General features: G+C 44.2%; 13 protein-coding genes. 3 read left to right on the plus strand and 10 right to left on the minus strand.

Annotated elements, in window-relative coordinates; all coding sequences use genetic code 11:
• Positions 1–832: 832 nt before the first annotated feature.
• The 10 genes from PPO43_RS05590 to PPO43_RS05635 all read right to left on the minus strand — a co-directional run bounded on the left by PPO43_RS05590 (position 833) and on the right by PPO43_RS05635 (position 12,219).
• The gene (locus PPO43_RS05590) at positions 833–1,045 is read right to left on the minus strand and encodes a hypothetical protein (protein WP_272620826.1); all 213 of its coding nucleotides are present in this window, start codon (positions 1,043–1,045) and stop codon (positions 833–835) included.
• Positions 1,046–1,206: 161 nt separating this feature from the next.
• Positions 1,207–1,932, minus strand: a complete 726-nt coding sequence (locus PPO43_RS05595; protein ID WP_336298918.1) for a response regulator transcription factor — start codon at positions 1,930–1,932, stop codon at positions 1,207–1,209.
• A gap of 85 nt (positions 1,933–2,017) precedes the next feature.
• Complete coding sequence (locus PPO43_RS05600; protein ID WP_272620828.1) at positions 2,018–3,556, minus strand: sensor histidine kinase; 1,539 nt, start codon at positions 3,554–3,556, stop codon at positions 2,018–2,020.
• Positions 3,557–4,014: 458 nt separating this feature from the next.
• Positions 4,015–4,977 carry a ribose-phosphate pyrophosphokinase gene (locus tag PPO43_RS05605; protein ID WP_272620829.1) on the minus strand — a complete coding sequence of 321 codons (963 nt, stop codon included), beginning with the start codon at positions 4,975–4,977 and terminating at the stop codon, positions 4,015–4,017.
• 123 nt (positions 4,978–5,100) lie between these two features.
• Entirely contained in the window at positions 5,101–6,048 is a 948-nt protein-coding gene (locus PPO43_RS05610; RefSeq protein ID WP_272620830.1) for a hypothetical protein, read from the minus strand.
• Positions 6,049–6,210: 162 nt separating this feature from the next.
• On the minus strand, positions 6,211–7,056 hold the full coding sequence (locus PPO43_RS05615; RefSeq protein WP_272620831.1) for a UDP-2,3-diacylglucosamine diphosphatase: 846 nt from the start codon (positions 7,054–7,056) through the stop codon (positions 6,211–6,213).
• Between the two features lie 16 nt (positions 7,057–7,072).
• Positions 7,073–7,714 carry a class I SAM-dependent methyltransferase gene (locus PPO43_RS05620; protein ID WP_272620832.1) on the minus strand — a complete coding sequence of 214 codons (642 nt, stop codon included), beginning with the start codon at positions 7,712–7,714 and terminating at the stop codon, positions 7,073–7,075.
• A 26-nt stretch (positions 7,715–7,740) separates the two neighbouring features.
• A complete protein-coding gene (locus PPO43_RS05625; protein ID WP_272620833.1) occupies positions 7,741–8,898 on the minus strand; it encodes a DUF3419 family protein in 1,158 nt (385 codons plus the stop codon).
• Between the two features lie 1,102 nt (positions 8,899–10,000).
• Positions 10,001–11,464, minus strand: coding sequence for a lipopolysaccharide biosynthesis protein (locus PPO43_RS05630; protein WP_272620834.1), 1,464 nt, complete (start codon positions 11,462–11,464; stop codon positions 10,001–10,003).
• 110 nt (positions 11,465–11,574) lie between these two features.
• Entirely contained in the window at positions 11,575–12,219 is a 645-nt protein-coding gene (locus PPO43_RS05635) for an O-methyltransferase (protein ID WP_272620835.1), read from the minus strand.
• A gap of 131 nt (positions 12,220–12,350) precedes the next feature.
• On the opposite strand from PPO43_RS05635, the gene PPO43_RS05640 reads away from it, so the two are divergent.
• The 3 genes from PPO43_RS05640 to PPO43_RS05650 all read left to right on the plus strand — a co-directional run bounded on the left by PPO43_RS05640 (position 12,351) and on the right by PPO43_RS05650 (position 14,048).
• On the plus strand, positions 12,351–12,656 hold the full coding sequence (locus PPO43_RS05640; RefSeq protein ID WP_272620836.1) for an ATP-dependent Clp protease adaptor ClpS: 306 nt from the start codon (positions 12,351–12,353) through the stop codon (positions 12,654–12,656).
• Positions 12,657–12,747: 91 nt separating this feature from the next.
• Complete coding sequence (aat, locus tag PPO43_RS05645) at positions 12,748–13,455, plus strand: leucyl/phenylalanyl-tRNA--protein transferase (protein ID WP_272620837.1); 708 nt, start codon at positions 12,748–12,750, stop codon at positions 13,453–13,455.
• A gap of 158 nt (positions 13,456–13,613) precedes the next feature.
• Complete coding sequence (locus tag PPO43_RS05650) at positions 13,614–14,048, plus strand: hypothetical protein (RefSeq protein ID WP_272620838.1); 435 nt, start codon at positions 13,614–13,616, stop codon at positions 14,046–14,048.
• Positions 14,049–14,214: the final 166 nt, after the last annotated feature.

Here is a 14,214-nt window from a genome sequence, read left to right on the forward strand (position 1 = left end):
TGTTGTTTTTTGGGGCCTCCGCAGCAAAGCTGCGGCGCTATGTTGCGGGGCTCGCAGTTCTGCTCGGCCCTGCAGGCAGGCAAAGCCTGCCTTTGGTCTGGCCCTTCGGGCCACCCCTCCACAGCGCTAGGCCAGATAGCTTTTGGCCTAAAATAAGGGCTATTTGGGACTTTCTCGCTCCGATGCTCTTTAATTTCTGCTGTGAAAGTGGTATTCGTCGCTGCGCTCCTCATTTGCTAATATGTCCCCGCCCACCCTCCCCTCTGCGGGATTCCTTAAGGAATCCCTTGGGGAGTTTGGGCCAATTGATCAGCCGCAGGCTGATATGATGAGGGTGAGGAGCAGAGCGACGAACGAAATGCTGGGCGCTTTGGCCTCCAGGGCCAAAGGAGCCCAGCCCCCAGGCGAAGCCCCGCCTTCCAGAGCAGCACAAAGCGGAGGAAACAGAAAGCTTCTGCAAAATCTCAAAAGGGAACATTAGTGATCAAGCGGGGCCAGAGCCGGCCGGGCGCGCTTGGCGCGAGCCGGCGAAGCTTGAAGCCGCTTTAGCGGCTTGTAGCTGAGCTGCCAGCGAAGCTGGCCTAGGGGCCTGTAGAGGTGGCCGAAGACCAGACCTCTCGGGCAAAGCCCGCTCAGGACCAAGCGACCCGACCAACGGGAGCCGACACAGCGAAGCAAGTAACAGCGAGCCCCGAAAGGACCCGGCAGCTGAAGGCGACAGGCCCCCAAAAAAACAGCCCTAACTAGATTCAGTTAGGGCTGTATAAAAACAATACTTTATTTCTGTTCAGTACTAATTACTGAATAGCTGTTTTTCTTAATAATCTCTCTTTTACTCCCCTATTTCATCTTCTACCAGCACTAGCTGATAATCACTCAACTTTAAACTCTTACTCTCCTCTTTCTCTGGAGTCATAGACAAATTTCGCTTGCCATACCAACTTCCATTCCCTCTACAACGACGACGCTTTTTATAAGGACTACTACAAGAGGCCAACAAAAAGACAAGCAAACAACTTAACGCAATAATGGATTTCGTTTTCATAATAAACATCAATTAGGTCTAAAAAAATATGGGCCTAATAAAGAAACGAAACAGAAGTCACAAATGCTGGCTTTACATACTTTTCATCTAAAAATATACAATCAAAAAAGCCCTGCTGGGGGAGCAGGGCTTTTCTATACGTTCATTATAACAACCTAATACTAGGCTTTTTCTTGCGCCTGTACACGCAACTGAAATCCATTACCATGAATATTTACAATCTCAATGTTCTCATCTGGCTTCAAATATTTACGCAACTTAGTCACAAATACATCCATAGAACGAGCTGTAAAGTAATTGTCTTCTCCCCAAATCTCTTTAAGGGCTACAGAACGAGGCAAAACATCATTTACATACACACAAAACATTTTCAATAGCTCCGCCTCTTTAGGTGACAATTTGTCCTCCGAACTACTGCCATCCTCTGCCGTAAAAGTCAAAATACGCAAAGGATAATCAAAATGAAAGCGACCAAACTCAAACTCCTTAGCCGAACGATCCTTCTGATCCGTCCGCTGACTCCGCTTGAGCACGGCCTGAATCCGATACAATAACTCCTCTGAAGTAAATGGTTTAGAAATATAATCATCAGCCCCAGCCTTAAATCCCTTAATGACATCCTCTTTCATAGTCTTGGCCGTCAAAAAGATAATCGGAATTTCTTGATCCAACTGACGAACATCCTTTGCCAAAGAAAGCCCATCTTTTTTAGGCATCATGACATCAAAAATACAAAGGTCATACTGCCCAGCCTTAAACTGCTCCAGCCCTTGCTCGCCATCTGTAGCCAATACTACATCAAAATCATTCATCTCTAGATAAGAAGATAGTACATCGCCAAAATTGCGGTCATCCTCTACTAGTAATATTTTATTATTTTCACTCATAAAGTCTCTTTTTTTAGGGTTATGGTTCTCCACAGATTGCTTGAACGTTTGCATAAAATGTACCAAATTTTAACATTTGGCCGCTTTAATCTTCCTGATGTTTATAAGGGAAAAAAAGCGTAAATCTACTCCCCTTACCTTCTTCACTTTTTACCTCAATATGCCCAGCATGCGCTGTCACAATAGCCTTAACATAACTAAGCCCCAAACCAAAGCCCTTTATGTCATGGATATCCCCTGTGGGCACCCGATAAAACTTATCAAAAATATGTCGACGTGCCTCCTTGGAAATACCTAAACCATGATCCTCTACCGTAACCTTTATCCCTCCAGAAGCATCCCGACTATGCAGAATAATATGCGGTTTCTCTGGAGAATACTTGTTGGCATTATCCAATAAGTTGTGTATAACATTTGTAAAATGTGTCTCATCCGCCTCTAGTTCTGATTGACTAGCCTGCAAATCTAGCTCCACGATCCCATCCTTCTGCGCCAATTGCAACATGATCTTTTCGGCTGCATCTCGCATGATCTGATGCGCATCAATGATCTCCATATTCAACGAAAACTCCTTCTTGTCTATCCTTGCCATCTGCAATACCTTTCCCACCTGAGAGTTCATTCGCTCATTTTCCTCCTTGATAATATGTATAAACCGTTCGGCCTTCTCTACCTTACCCATCTTCACAAAATTCCGCACTGCATCAGTCGCCAAAGATATCGTCGCTATAGGCGTCTTAAACTCATGCGTCATATTACTCAAAAAGTCGCTCTTCATCTCCGATAACTTCTTCTGCTTGAGAATAATATGTATCGTATAGTAAAAAATAAAACTCACGATTCCTGTAAAGAATATTGTCAATATGATATTTGCCAATAAACTCTGCCAGATGTGGTACTGCTTATACGGAAAATCTATATAAATCCGGGCGGTCTCCTCCTCCAATGAAGGATACAAACTCGCCATATACTTAAAATCCTCTTTCTTCAAATAAGCTTTTTGCTCGGCCTTCTTACAAATAGGATTCAATCGTAAAAAACTATCTGCCCGCACATCATATACTCCATAGGCATAAGGCCCCTCGACGCCCTTCTTACTCAACTCGATCTCTATCAAACGATTTAACTTGGACCAATCTAGACGATCCGCTATAGGAATGTTCCGGACCAAACTATGATGCGTAAAGTAAGTCTTAAACTGTGTCATAAATGCTTGCCCCCCCCCTTTTTTCCAGGTCCGACTCTTCTTCTCCCGGCTAAAAAAAACCGTCTGTAATCGCCCTACCCCCTCTACTTCAAAGGTATCCACGGATACGGCCTGATTACTGGTGTCCTGATACAATAAAGAAGTATGAATTGCCTCCACCTCTGCCAAGGTACGCAGGTCCCTTCCCAAATCTTGCCCTTCCGACAACTTAGGGAGGTCATACATCTCGGCCATCCGCTTAATATCCGCCTGCTCCAACTTGGAGACGACATGCTCTAAGGCAGCATGTATATTATTGTCAAAAAGCTCGGCATTGAGCATAATGGCTCGCTGAATGGAATACACTTGTACCCCAAAAATCCCTAACAAGGCAATACTCATTACCCCAACGATACCAATAATAGACGATCGATTCATTCCATTAATTCATTTACTGCCTCCCAATAAAAAAAGAATCCCTGACCTTCAGAAGGTTCTATCCGCTTTTTTGTTTTTTTTAATGCTCTGACCTAGCTAGTAAAAATCCAGTGGTTAGGAGAGCTTGTTGTTGTTGTAGCGCTCGTTAGGTGGAGATCAAGAGCCTTTTTTATTGGCCCAAACTCCCCGAGGGATTCCTTAAGGAATCCCGTAGAGGGGTGGGTGGGCGGGGAAATATCAATAGATGAGGAGCGCAGCGACGAATACCATTTTTGCGTCCTACAGGCGGCGAAGCCGCCGCAGGCCCAGCGCTGCGGAGCGGGTGGCCCGAAGGGCCAGACCAAAGGCAGGCTTTGCCTGCCTGCAGGGCCGAGCAGAACTGCGAGCCCCGCAACATAGCGGCGGCCATTTCGGCCGCGGGCCCCAAAAAAAGGGCCCCTTCTCAGAGGCCCTTTCACTTATTTACTATAACTAGATTTTCGCTTCTCTACAAAAAGTGCCGAGATCGACCGATGCTCATGGGTGTTTCTTATTGCCCTAGAAAATAACTTGGCCGTAGAGACGACCTTAATCTTCTCGCTCTTCTCTTTCAAAGGAATCGTATCAGAAACGACCAACTCGGTCAAAACAGACTTCTCTACCCGCTCATAAGCTGGACCTGAAAGTACCGCATGCGTACAAACGGCCCGCACCGATCGCGCCCCCTTATCAACCAAGGCCTGCGCTGCCGTGCAGAGGGTGCCTGCGGTATCGATAATATCATCGACTAAGATGACATCCTTTCCCTCTACATCTCCAATCACCGTCATCTCCGCAATTTCATTAGCCTTTTTACGGTATTTATCACAAATCACTAAGCCGCAATCAAAATGCTGCGCATATACCCTCGCCCGTTTTGTGCTCCCCACATCTGGAGAAGCGAAAATAAGATTAGATGTATCCAAATCCTCTAAATACTCAAAGAAAATGCCTTCACTCTTCAAGTGATCTACAGGAATATCAAAAAATCCCTGTATTTGATCTGCATGCAAATCCATGGTCATGATTCGATTTGCCCCAGCTGCCATCAGTAAGTTAGCCACTAACTTTGCCCCAATCGCCACCCTCGGCTTATCTTTTCGATCTTGACGAGCAAAGCCAAAATAAGGAATCACTGCTGTAATATAACCGGCCGAAGCTCGCTTGGCGGCATCAATCATCAGAAGCAGCTCCATCAGGTTTTCAGTAGGCGCAAAAGTAGACTGAATAAAGAAGACATAAGCACCACGAACCGATTCCTTGATGTTGGCCTGAAATTCTCCATCCGAAAATCGCTCAATACTCATATCTCCCAAAGGCTGACCATAGTAGTCCACAATCCGCTCTGCTAGATAACGAGAATTTTGCCCAGAAAAAAGTTTTACATCACTAACGAGTTCCATAATAGGAGGAAGTTTTAAATGAAATCCATAACAGATTTCAATGAATGCAATCTAGGTTGTTTTAATATGTTTACCACCAACCATAAAAAAAGCCTTCAGCCAAAGGCCAAAGGCATAATTTACTTATTTAGAGCGCAATAAATAGCGCACATTACCAATTACAATATATTTCAAGGTTTGGTTCGACCCCTCTACCAAGAATATTTCAGATTCCTTTGAGGTCAAATCATTTTCTACTCGAAGCACATGAGCAGGCACTTCCTTCCCCTTAATTGGATCAAAAAAACGAGATCGCTTATTCTTCTTAATCACAAAAACTTGCTTGGGGTTTTCTCTGTTGCGGCTATCGTTGATTTTAATATACAACTCCCGCTTCTTTCGGCGCTTCCCCTTTGGAATAATAACCTCCTCAAACTCTATACTCACCAAGTCTTTAGCATAAATTCGTTTAAACGCTAAATGGTCGTACTTCAACTCCAGAGTAGAAAAGGGAACGACCTTCTGCTTATACAACTGCTCCTCATCGACCAAACTAATGTCGCCCAACTGAGAGAAATACAAGCGGTCCCGCTCCAGCTGATAATCAGGCGTAGGCGCAATGTAATAAATATGCTCCGAACTAGTTGGCTCTTCCTGATAATGTAACTTTACCAAGCGCCCTCGATCACAATGAAACTGTATAAACCCCTGTATCTCTGGATTACGCAAATCAATCAAGGTCATCACAAAACCAAAGGCCTTCGACTCTGTCTTGTGAATATGCATAGTCACTGGCTCTTTATTGGGTGCGGCATCAATACCCGCTGTAGAAAATCGTAGCTTCTCACTAATCGTTACCTTGGTCCCTGTTATCTCAAAAACAGCCTGACCATGATCTAATGGGCTATCATAATGCGCACCCCGCAACTTTGCCCGATAGGGAATAATCGTATTCCCCCGCAAATCATGATCATATAGGTAATCCCGATCCTCGACATAGGTAAATTTCTTTTTGGCCACCTCAGGAATCTGAGCAGAAAGTAGCTGCGGGACAAATAATATTGTCAAACAAAAAATAAGTAGTTGTTTCATATTGGCTTATTCATTAAATTCTGTCACTTCAGTGAAAAAGTCATCAAACTCATCTAAAACAACGCCCAAAAATAGCCATTTTTTAAATGAATTCATTTAATAAGTAGGAGTTCAGTAGCCATAGTTTCAACTAATATACCAAAAGCCCCCAAAACCTTTTAGCTAAAGTCGATAAAAGCTGTCACTAGTTCCATCCTGAATGTTCCGAAGTAGATCTTCTAAGCGATTTTCTACCCCCTCCAAACAAGCTGGCTCCTCATATTCCTCTGCATTATAATGATATAATTGCCAAGCTTTATCGACATACTCCAGCGCTGAACGATGTTCCATCCAATCTCCTGAGTTTAAGTAAGTAATCTGCCCTGCAGCTGTCACAATCTCCCGATGCTGCGGCCGATGTACATGCCCACAAACTACATAGTCATACCCCTTTTCTATCCCCAGCTCTATTGCCTTCTGCTCAAAATCATTCATTTTCTGAACGGCAGCCTTAACCGAAGCCTTTAATCGCTTAGAAAACTGACTAGGGGGTATCCCAAATGGCTTTAACAAACGGTTGAGCCCCCGATTCAACATAATACTCCAATCATAAAACTGTCCCCCTATTTTGGCCCAAAAGCGCCCCTTATGAACAGATGGATCATAAGCATCTCCATGAAAGAACCAAGCCCTTTTTCCATCTAACTCCAAAAGTAACTTATCCTGTAAATAGATATTCCCTAACCGAAAAGGCGTTAACCGACGCAAACTGTCATCATGGTTGCCCGTCAAATAATAGACTGGCACCCCAGCCTCCGCCAAATTCATGAAATGCCGCAATACCGCCCAATGCGCCTGCGGAAAAAATCCCTTCCTAAATTGCCAAATATCTATAATGTCCCCATTCAAGATGAGCATTTTAGGCACCAAACTCTGCAAATACTGCAATAAGGCCTTAGCCTCTGAGCCCTGCGTACCCAAATGCACATCCGAAAGGACCAAGATGTCTATTTCTCTTTTCTCTGCCATAGGGGAAAATTGGAGATTACTGCTTCTTGCCTACAAAACTAATGTACTCCCATACCCCCATGTAAGCCGAACGCACTTTATTCACTATAGGCTCAAAATTATCTCGCAAAAAAGGACGCAAATGCCCGTCCATCCGCACATGGTGATTTCCCATATGACTCTTGAACCAGCCTTGCTTGCTGTCGTGAAAATCAACTACAGCAATATATCCCCCTACTTTGAGGTCTTTCTTGGCCTGCTTCAATAAATCTTCCCACTGTGGGTTGATCATCGTCAAAGAATAAGAAAACAAAATAGCATCATACTGCCCATTTTGCCCCTCCGCATCCTGACCATAAGGCTCATGCACTACCTGCACCCGCTGACCAAATGGCGCCACTTTCTTACTGGCAATATCTACCATATCCGTAGATACCTCATAGGCCTTGATCTCCGCCGCAGGAAAGGTCTCGGCCAATATCTTCGTATTGAAACCCGTCCCACATCCTACTTCTAAGATCTTTATCGGCGCATTGCGCTCCAAAGGAATGTCTTTGATGACCTCTACCCGCCCAAAGAGAAAACTCCAACGCGTTAGATCATAAATCTTTGACTGAAATTTGTAGTACTGATCCATACTACTCGCCTGCTCTCTCGAGTCTTTATGTGCTGTTCCCATGCTCTGATTTTTAATGCGGTCCAAACTTATTTCACTGTCCCTAAATAAACACTGCCATAAGTCCCTACCCGATCCTGAAAATGACTTTCCTTGAGCTCATCCTCCGATGAGACCCAACTAACTTTCTCCTTCACAAAATCAGGAAAGAAATCAATGCGCATGGCCGCAGAACGCATCAAAATTTTAGTGCCCGGACGACTATTCGCCAAAATACACTGCCACTCTTCCTCTAAGGCTGGCACATCATGCGCCGCCAACCAATCCTGATGATCCAATAATACATAATGACTGTACTTGCCCGGATTGTCCTTGAGAAACTGCGCAAAACTAGTCGTATGCGTGTGGATCTGATCCGCCCGCTCTCGCAATGACAAATAGTTCTCCTCTCGCAAATAACTAGGACAACAATCTTTGGTATAATGTCCATTTACATAGACCTGCCAAAAGTAGTTTTCCTTGATGTCCAATTCCGTAAATACATGCCGTACCGCATCTACCACAAAACTACTCACCCCACCAGGATATTCTTCAGTAATCAATCGACGCTGCGCTCTAGGTACCCCCGCCAAAGCCAATGAAAAATGTCGGCTAATGGTCCAGCGTACCGCCTTGTTAAATAACTTGCGCTCTACCTGATCAAAGTATTGCTCCTGCTCTTCCAAACTATCCGCCTTCATCAACTTCAATACCTTGGAGTGCAAACTCGGACGCATCTGCATATATCGCACAAATAACCAAGCTAATGTCCCCGAAGACCCTCTATAATAAAAGCTCTTCTTAGGCCCCTTGCCCTCAAAATAACTCATCTTCTGATCCCAAAACTCCTGCGCATAAGTCGGCAAATGCTGACGCAATTGCTGCTTGTACACTTCCTGGGCCCGAGAGTGCTTCCCATCCCCAAAATAATCGTAAAGCTCATCATAAGAACTATGCTTAAATAAGCTCTTCTTAAATTCTAATAAGGCATTCTGCCGAGAATTTAAATCAATACAATGAATGGCCTTGGGGTCATCCAACAGATAATCTAGGGCATTGCAACCAGCACTCGTAATCATCACAATCTCGCTATCTGGCTCAATTTGCATCAATTCACGGTCGCAGCGGGGATCTTCCCAACAAATGTTATACACAAGGCTCCCCCCATGCACATTCTTAAATACCCAATCTCTTAAATGGTTAATCATAAAGTTTAGTTTGTTAGCCCTGACTAAGGGCGGCTGAGGGCCTTTGCTTTCAGACCCAACTAGTTTGGGCAAAAATAAACATTTTTTGCAGACTGACTAAACTAGATTTTATGCAATATGGGCTTTCCCTCCCTTGCTGCTTGCTTTTGTTTTGGGGCCTCCTGCCTGCGGCAGGCGCTACGTTGCGCAGCTCGCTATTCGCTCGGCCCTGCGGCGGCTTTGCCGCCTTGGTCTGGCCCTTTGGGCCACTGCTGCACATCGCTAGGCCAAATAGGAGTTCTGCGCTTTGGCCATACTTTGATAAAAATTTTAGGCTAGTCGAGGCATTTTTTAAAGGCATAGCTGTAGCTATGGCTGAGAAAAATAAGGATGAATAGCAAAAAATTAAATCAAAGGATAGAAGTGGCAGGACTTCTATTTAGCCTTTGCCGTTTGGCCTTCGGCCATGGCGGCTTCGCCGCCTGCTATATGGGCCTGTAGGGACTATTTAAAATTTTGTGTCTGCCCTTTCCTGCCCCTAGGGGATTATTGGCCTTTTATAATAAGGTATTGCTGCGCAATAATGTATGAATGAGGATTAAAACCCTCATAAAATTAAAAGACCCAAATTTTATTCAGATACATAAAATCCTGAACAGTCCCAACAGTCCTTTCTCAACTTTACAAATGCTATTTTACAAATCCCGAATAGCTTTCCCTTTGAATTGTTTGGGGTTGGGCTCCGAAATCACGCTATTATATAGCTCTCTGGGTTTCAACCCACAGCAAGAAGGGAGGCCATACTAGACCCAATAAAATGGGCTGAAGGTTAAAACCTTCAGCCCATAGCGAGAAGAGGATTGATTAACTAAGTGAGAAAGATAAAAGGCCAAAAGATTTCAATCCATGCGGGTTTTAACCCGCATTCTATAAAAACATTGCGAAGCAATACCATCCTTGCTGTAGGTTTCAACCTACAGTAAACGGCCTAGCGATGCGGCGGGGTGGCCCGCAGGGCCAGACCAAGGCGGCAAAGCCGCCGAAGGGCCGAGCAGACCTGCGAGCCCCAAAGCGTAGCGCCGACGAGCGAAGCGAGGCGGAGGCCCCAAAACAGCAGCATCCATTAGCTTCCTTTCTGTAGCATTCGTTGAATAGATTTTCCAAAAAGCAGAGCGCCAAAAAGGGCGAAGCAAAGTAATTTGGGAAAAATGGTCCCTAACTCTAGGGCTTTTTGGTCCCAGCCCAAGCTATAATACAAAACTGTAATGCCCAAAACGGGCAGCAAGCTCAACAGCATTTTGGCTAGGGGGAGGCGGGGTGCTTTCAGCCAGTAGTCGCAGACCAGCCAGCTCAACAAAAACATAATCACATAAGAGCCTAGGGTGGTATAGGCTGCAGCTTGATAACCTTGTCTGGGGATAAAATAGAGATTGAGGACCAAGTTGACCAAAGCAGAAGCTAGTAGAATAACCGTCAAATAAATATTAACCTTTTGGTATTGAATATAGCGGTTGTAGAGCAGCGACATACTGTAAAAGATATAGCCCAAAACGATAATAGGCACAATATAGAGGGACTGCTGAAAATTATTTTTGCTAAAGCTGAGGAGCAAACTAGCCAAATCGACGGCAAAGAGTAAGAGGAATACGCCCCCCAACAAACTCAATTTATGAATACTGTAAACCTGTGGGCCCAATTGCTCATATTGCTGCTCATTCATTATTTTATGATAAGCGGGATTAGCGGCATTTTGCAGGGCGGTAATGAGGCCCAGCAAGAGCATTCCGATTTTGTAGGCAAAACTATACAGACCTGCATCGGCATTGCCCAACTGGCTATTAATAAGCCATTGATCGAATGAATTGAGCAAAAAGCCACCAATAGAATAAGGGATCAGTGGCAAGCCGTAAATTAAGGCATAGCGCAGATCGGAAAAATCAATTCTCAGTTCTTTAATGAAGGGCCAAATGCGCCAAATGAAGATAAAGGCAAAGAAGGCTCCGGCCAGCATTTCCCCTATAATTTTGCCCATATAGACCTCGCCCGTGTTTCGCAAAGCGTACAAGCCCAAGCAAGCAAGACCAAACTTACTATATTGCCAAGCCACATTTACAATACTAATTTCAATGCTTTTTTGTTCCTCTCTTTTTAATTGGAAAAAGATGTGGTACAAAACCGCAAAGTAGCCCGTTAGCAATAAATAAATAATTGTTTCCGCAGGTAGGTTAATATAAGTCGCAATAGGTTCTCGAAAGATATAAACCAATCCCCCTAAAAGAAAATTGATCAGCGCCGTTACATTAAATACAGTGCTAACAAAGCGTTTAATTTCTATATCTTTCTCATAAAAACTTCGGCTAATTGAAATGTGCAAATTGAAAGAGAGAACAACAGAAATAATACTCACATAAGAGATAAAAACACTTGCTACCCCATATTCTGCCTCATTCATAAAATAGGTGAATACAGGCAAAGAAAGGACTCCTAATCCTTGAGTTAATAAAGTGCCTATAAAGTAGATACTACTGTGTTTAAACACCTCAAAAAAAGAAAAAGAGCGCAATCGCTCTAAAAGTTGGGCCAGCATATATGAGAATTAAATTAATGACTAGAAGAAGAACAGCCCGAATAAAAACAGGGAGTTGCTATCTAGGAATACTCGTCTAGCAACTCCCTGTCGAGGCCTCAACTCACCCTCTATTTTTTCCGAATCATCAGCATACCATCGCGAAAAGGCAAAAGCACTCGCTCTACCCGAGGGTCTTGCATGATTTTTTTATTCAACGCATCAATAGCGATAGTTTTCTTGCCCTTGAGTTCAGGCTCAGCCACCTTACCACTCCAAAGCACATTATCAATTAATATGCAACCACCTGGGCGCATTTTGGGCAAAATGAGCTCATAGTAATTATCGTAATTCATTTTATCGGCATCAATAAAGGCCAAATCCCAATCTTCGCTAAGCTCAGGAATAATATCGAGGGCCGCACCAATGCGCAATTCGATCTTTTGCTCCAAGCCGGCCTTCTTAAAAAAACCGTTCACGGCATCCTCCAACTCCTCATTAATGTCTAAGGTCAGTAAGCGACCGCCAGGCTGTAGGCCTTGGGCCAAACAAATTGCTGAATAGCCAGTGAAGGTCCCTACTTCCAAAATCTTTTTTGGCGCCAATAATTTACTCAATAGGGCCAAAAAATGTCCCTGCACCTGGCCCGAAATCATCTGAGGCATCAAAACATGCAAATGCGTATAACGCTCAATCTCTTTGAGGATCTCAGCAGGGAAAGCCTCGGAATGCTGCTCGCAGTAAGTTTGTATGTTCTTGGGTGGGAAATCCAACATAATTCGCTGTTTTGTAGTGCTTTAATTTTTTTCCACCCATTTTTAATGGTGAAAAAATTAGACATATTAGTTTAATATACGTATATTTGACTTAGGTCAAAATTTAGCCAAATTTAAAAATATACTACGCTATGTGGAAGGAGCCAGCTGTTTTTTCGCAAAGAAAAGAACAATACGAAGAAGATGAGGTCCTTTTAATGGACCCGCTAAAAGATGAAATGAAGCTCTTGGTCTACAATGATGACCACAACACCTTTGATTGGGTAATTGAGTCTTTCATTAAAGTTTGCGGCCATACTAGCATTCAGGCCGAACAATTGAGCTATATGATTCATTTTACAGGCAAGGCTGTTGTAAAAACAGGTACAAAGGCCAAACTCAAGCCCATGAAAGAAGCCCTATTAGAGCGCGGTCTCTCTGCTGTTCTAGAAGGCTAAAACAGACAACCTACTAACCTAAGTTGGACAGACATCCAATGAACGAGGGGCTTTGCCCCTTTTTTTATGATCTTATCTGAACAGAACGCCTATGTTCAACTTTATTGCAAATAATGATATTGACCAATTTCCCCCTATTGAAGAAGCTTGGGATGGAATTGTTGCCTTGGGTGGCCAGCTCACAACAGCCCGCCTGCTTTCTGCCTATCGCCAGGGTATTTTTCCTTGGAGTAGCGCTAATCAACCCCTTATGTGGTGGTCGCCAGACCCCAGAATGCTCATGCGGCCTGAAGAGGTTAAGATTAGTAAATCTATGCGAAAAATCTTGGCCCGAGCAGAGTTTAAGATCACTTTAGATACGGCTTTTGAGGAGGTTATTAGAAATTGCGCCTCTATTCCACGTCCTGGGCAAGAACCTCTAGAAGGAGAAGAATCTGGCGCTTGGCTAACCGAAGAAATGCAGGAAGCTTATATTAACCTGCATAAAGCAGGACATGCCCACTCGGTTGAAGCTTGGCAAGATGGCCAGCTGGTGGGTGGACTCTATGGTGTGGCCGTCGGCTGGAATTTTTCTGGTGAATCTATGTTTGCCAAGGTCTCTAATGCCTCTAAAGCGGCCTACTTGACCTTGGTCCCGCTGCTAGGCCAACTCGGCTTCCAATGGATTGATTGCCAGATGTACACCGAGCATTTGTCGAGCCTAGGTGCTCGCCTCTACCCCCGCCAAATGTATCTTGATTTTCTCAAGGAGAACGAGCAAGAAGTAGGCATACAGGGATCTTGGACACATTTGCTTTAGAGTGTTTTTGGACCTCTGCAAAGGAGTAGATGGCAAAAAACAATCTAATTAAGTCGCTATAACACAAATTGTTATAGCGACTTTTTTTTGGCTTAAAATAAAAAAACTAAAAATCCAGAATCGGTTTAGGGCCGTAATCAAAACAAAACGCCCACTTTATGATAAAATGGATAATTAGAATTGGCTGGAGTAGTCTAGCGGTCTTTTTGCTTCTTTTTGTTGTTTTGGTTATTCACATCTATATGGTGATGGGGCCATCAAATATGAAGTATCACAATAGCAACCCGATGCAGCTATCTAGAATTGATTTTGAAGGTCCTCGAAATGATAGTTTGCTTCAGTTAGCGGAAGGAATCGTCCGAAAAACGGAAGCTGTTCGGCATACCTTCTTGAACAAAGCGCATGGCAGCCTAGTCTATGGCTATCGTCCGGGAGAAGTAAATCCCAAGGCTGTATTTGCCAAAATTGAAGATTTGCCCAATCGGCCAAAAATGTATGTGGTGAATCAGGAGCAATTGGCCAGTGGTTGTCCGGTATTGGATAAAAGCTCATTGAGTTATCGTTTGGGGGCGTTTATCCAGTCTTTCTTCTAGAAGGTCCTTGGCCCAGCGCTGCGCAGCGGTGGCCGCAGGCCAGACCCAGCGGGCAAAGCCCGCGCAGGGCCGAGCAGAACAGCGAGCCGCGAAGCATAGCGGCGGCCGACCTAGGCGAAGCCTAGCTGGCCGCGGGCCCCAAAAAATTACAACTAAACTACAATTG

It is taken from the genome of Saprospira sp. CCB-QB6 (assembly GCF_028464065.1).
Lineage (GTDB): Bacteria > Bacteroidota > Bacteroidia > Chitinophagales > Saprospiraceae > Saprospira.

Excerpts from the sequence above, each read along its gene's own strand:
- PPO43_RS05620 (WP_272620832.1), bottom strand. The coding sequence starts at position 7,714 with ATGGGAACAGCACATAAAGACTCGAGAGAGCAGGCGAGTAGTATGGAT.
- PPO43_RS05590 (WP_272620826.1), bottom strand. The coding sequence starts at position 1,045 with ATGAAAACGAAATCCATTATTGCGTTAAGTTGTTTGCTTGTCTTTTTG.
- PPO43_RS05615 (WP_272620831.1), bottom strand. The coding sequence starts at position 7,056 with ATGGCAGAGAAAAGAGAAATAGACATCTTGGTCCTTTCGGATGTGCAT.
- PPO43_RS05650 (WP_272620838.1), top strand. The coding sequence starts at position 13,614 with ATGATAAAATGGATAATTAGAATTGGCTGGAGTAGTCTAGCGGTCTTT.
- PPO43_RS05595 (WP_336298918.1), bottom strand. The coding sequence starts at position 1,932 with ATGAGTGAAAATAATAAAATATTACTAGTAGAGGATGACCGCAATTTT.
- PPO43_RS05635 (WP_272620835.1), bottom strand. The coding sequence starts at position 12,219 with ATGTTGGATTTCCCACCCAAGAACATACAAACTTACTGCGAGCAGCAT.
- PPO43_RS05605 (WP_272620829.1), bottom strand. The coding sequence starts at position 4,977 with ATGGAACTCGTTAGTGATGTAAAACTTTTTTCTGGGCAAAATTCTCGT.
- aat (WP_272620837.1), top strand. The coding sequence starts at position 12,748 with ATGTTCAACTTTATTGCAAATAATGATATTGACCAATTTCCCCCTATT.
- PPO43_RS05600 (WP_272620828.1), bottom strand. The coding sequence starts at position 3,556 with ATGAATCGATCGTCTATTATTGGTATCGTTGGGGTAATGAGTATTGCC.
- PPO43_RS05630 (WP_272620834.1), bottom strand. The coding sequence starts at position 11,464 with ATGCTGGCCCAACTTTTAGAGCGATTGCGCTCTTTTTCTTTTTTTGAG.
- PPO43_RS05625 (WP_272620833.1), bottom strand. The coding sequence starts at position 8,898 with ATGATTAACCATTTAAGAGATTGGGTATTTAAGAATGTGCATGGGGGG.
- PPO43_RS05610 (WP_272620830.1), bottom strand. The coding sequence starts at position 6,048 with ATGAAACAACTACTTATTTTTTGTTTGACAATATTATTTGTCCCGCAG.
- PPO43_RS05640 (WP_272620836.1), top strand. The coding sequence starts at position 12,351 with ATGTGGAAGGAGCCAGCTGTTTTTTCGCAAAGAAAAGAACAATACGAA.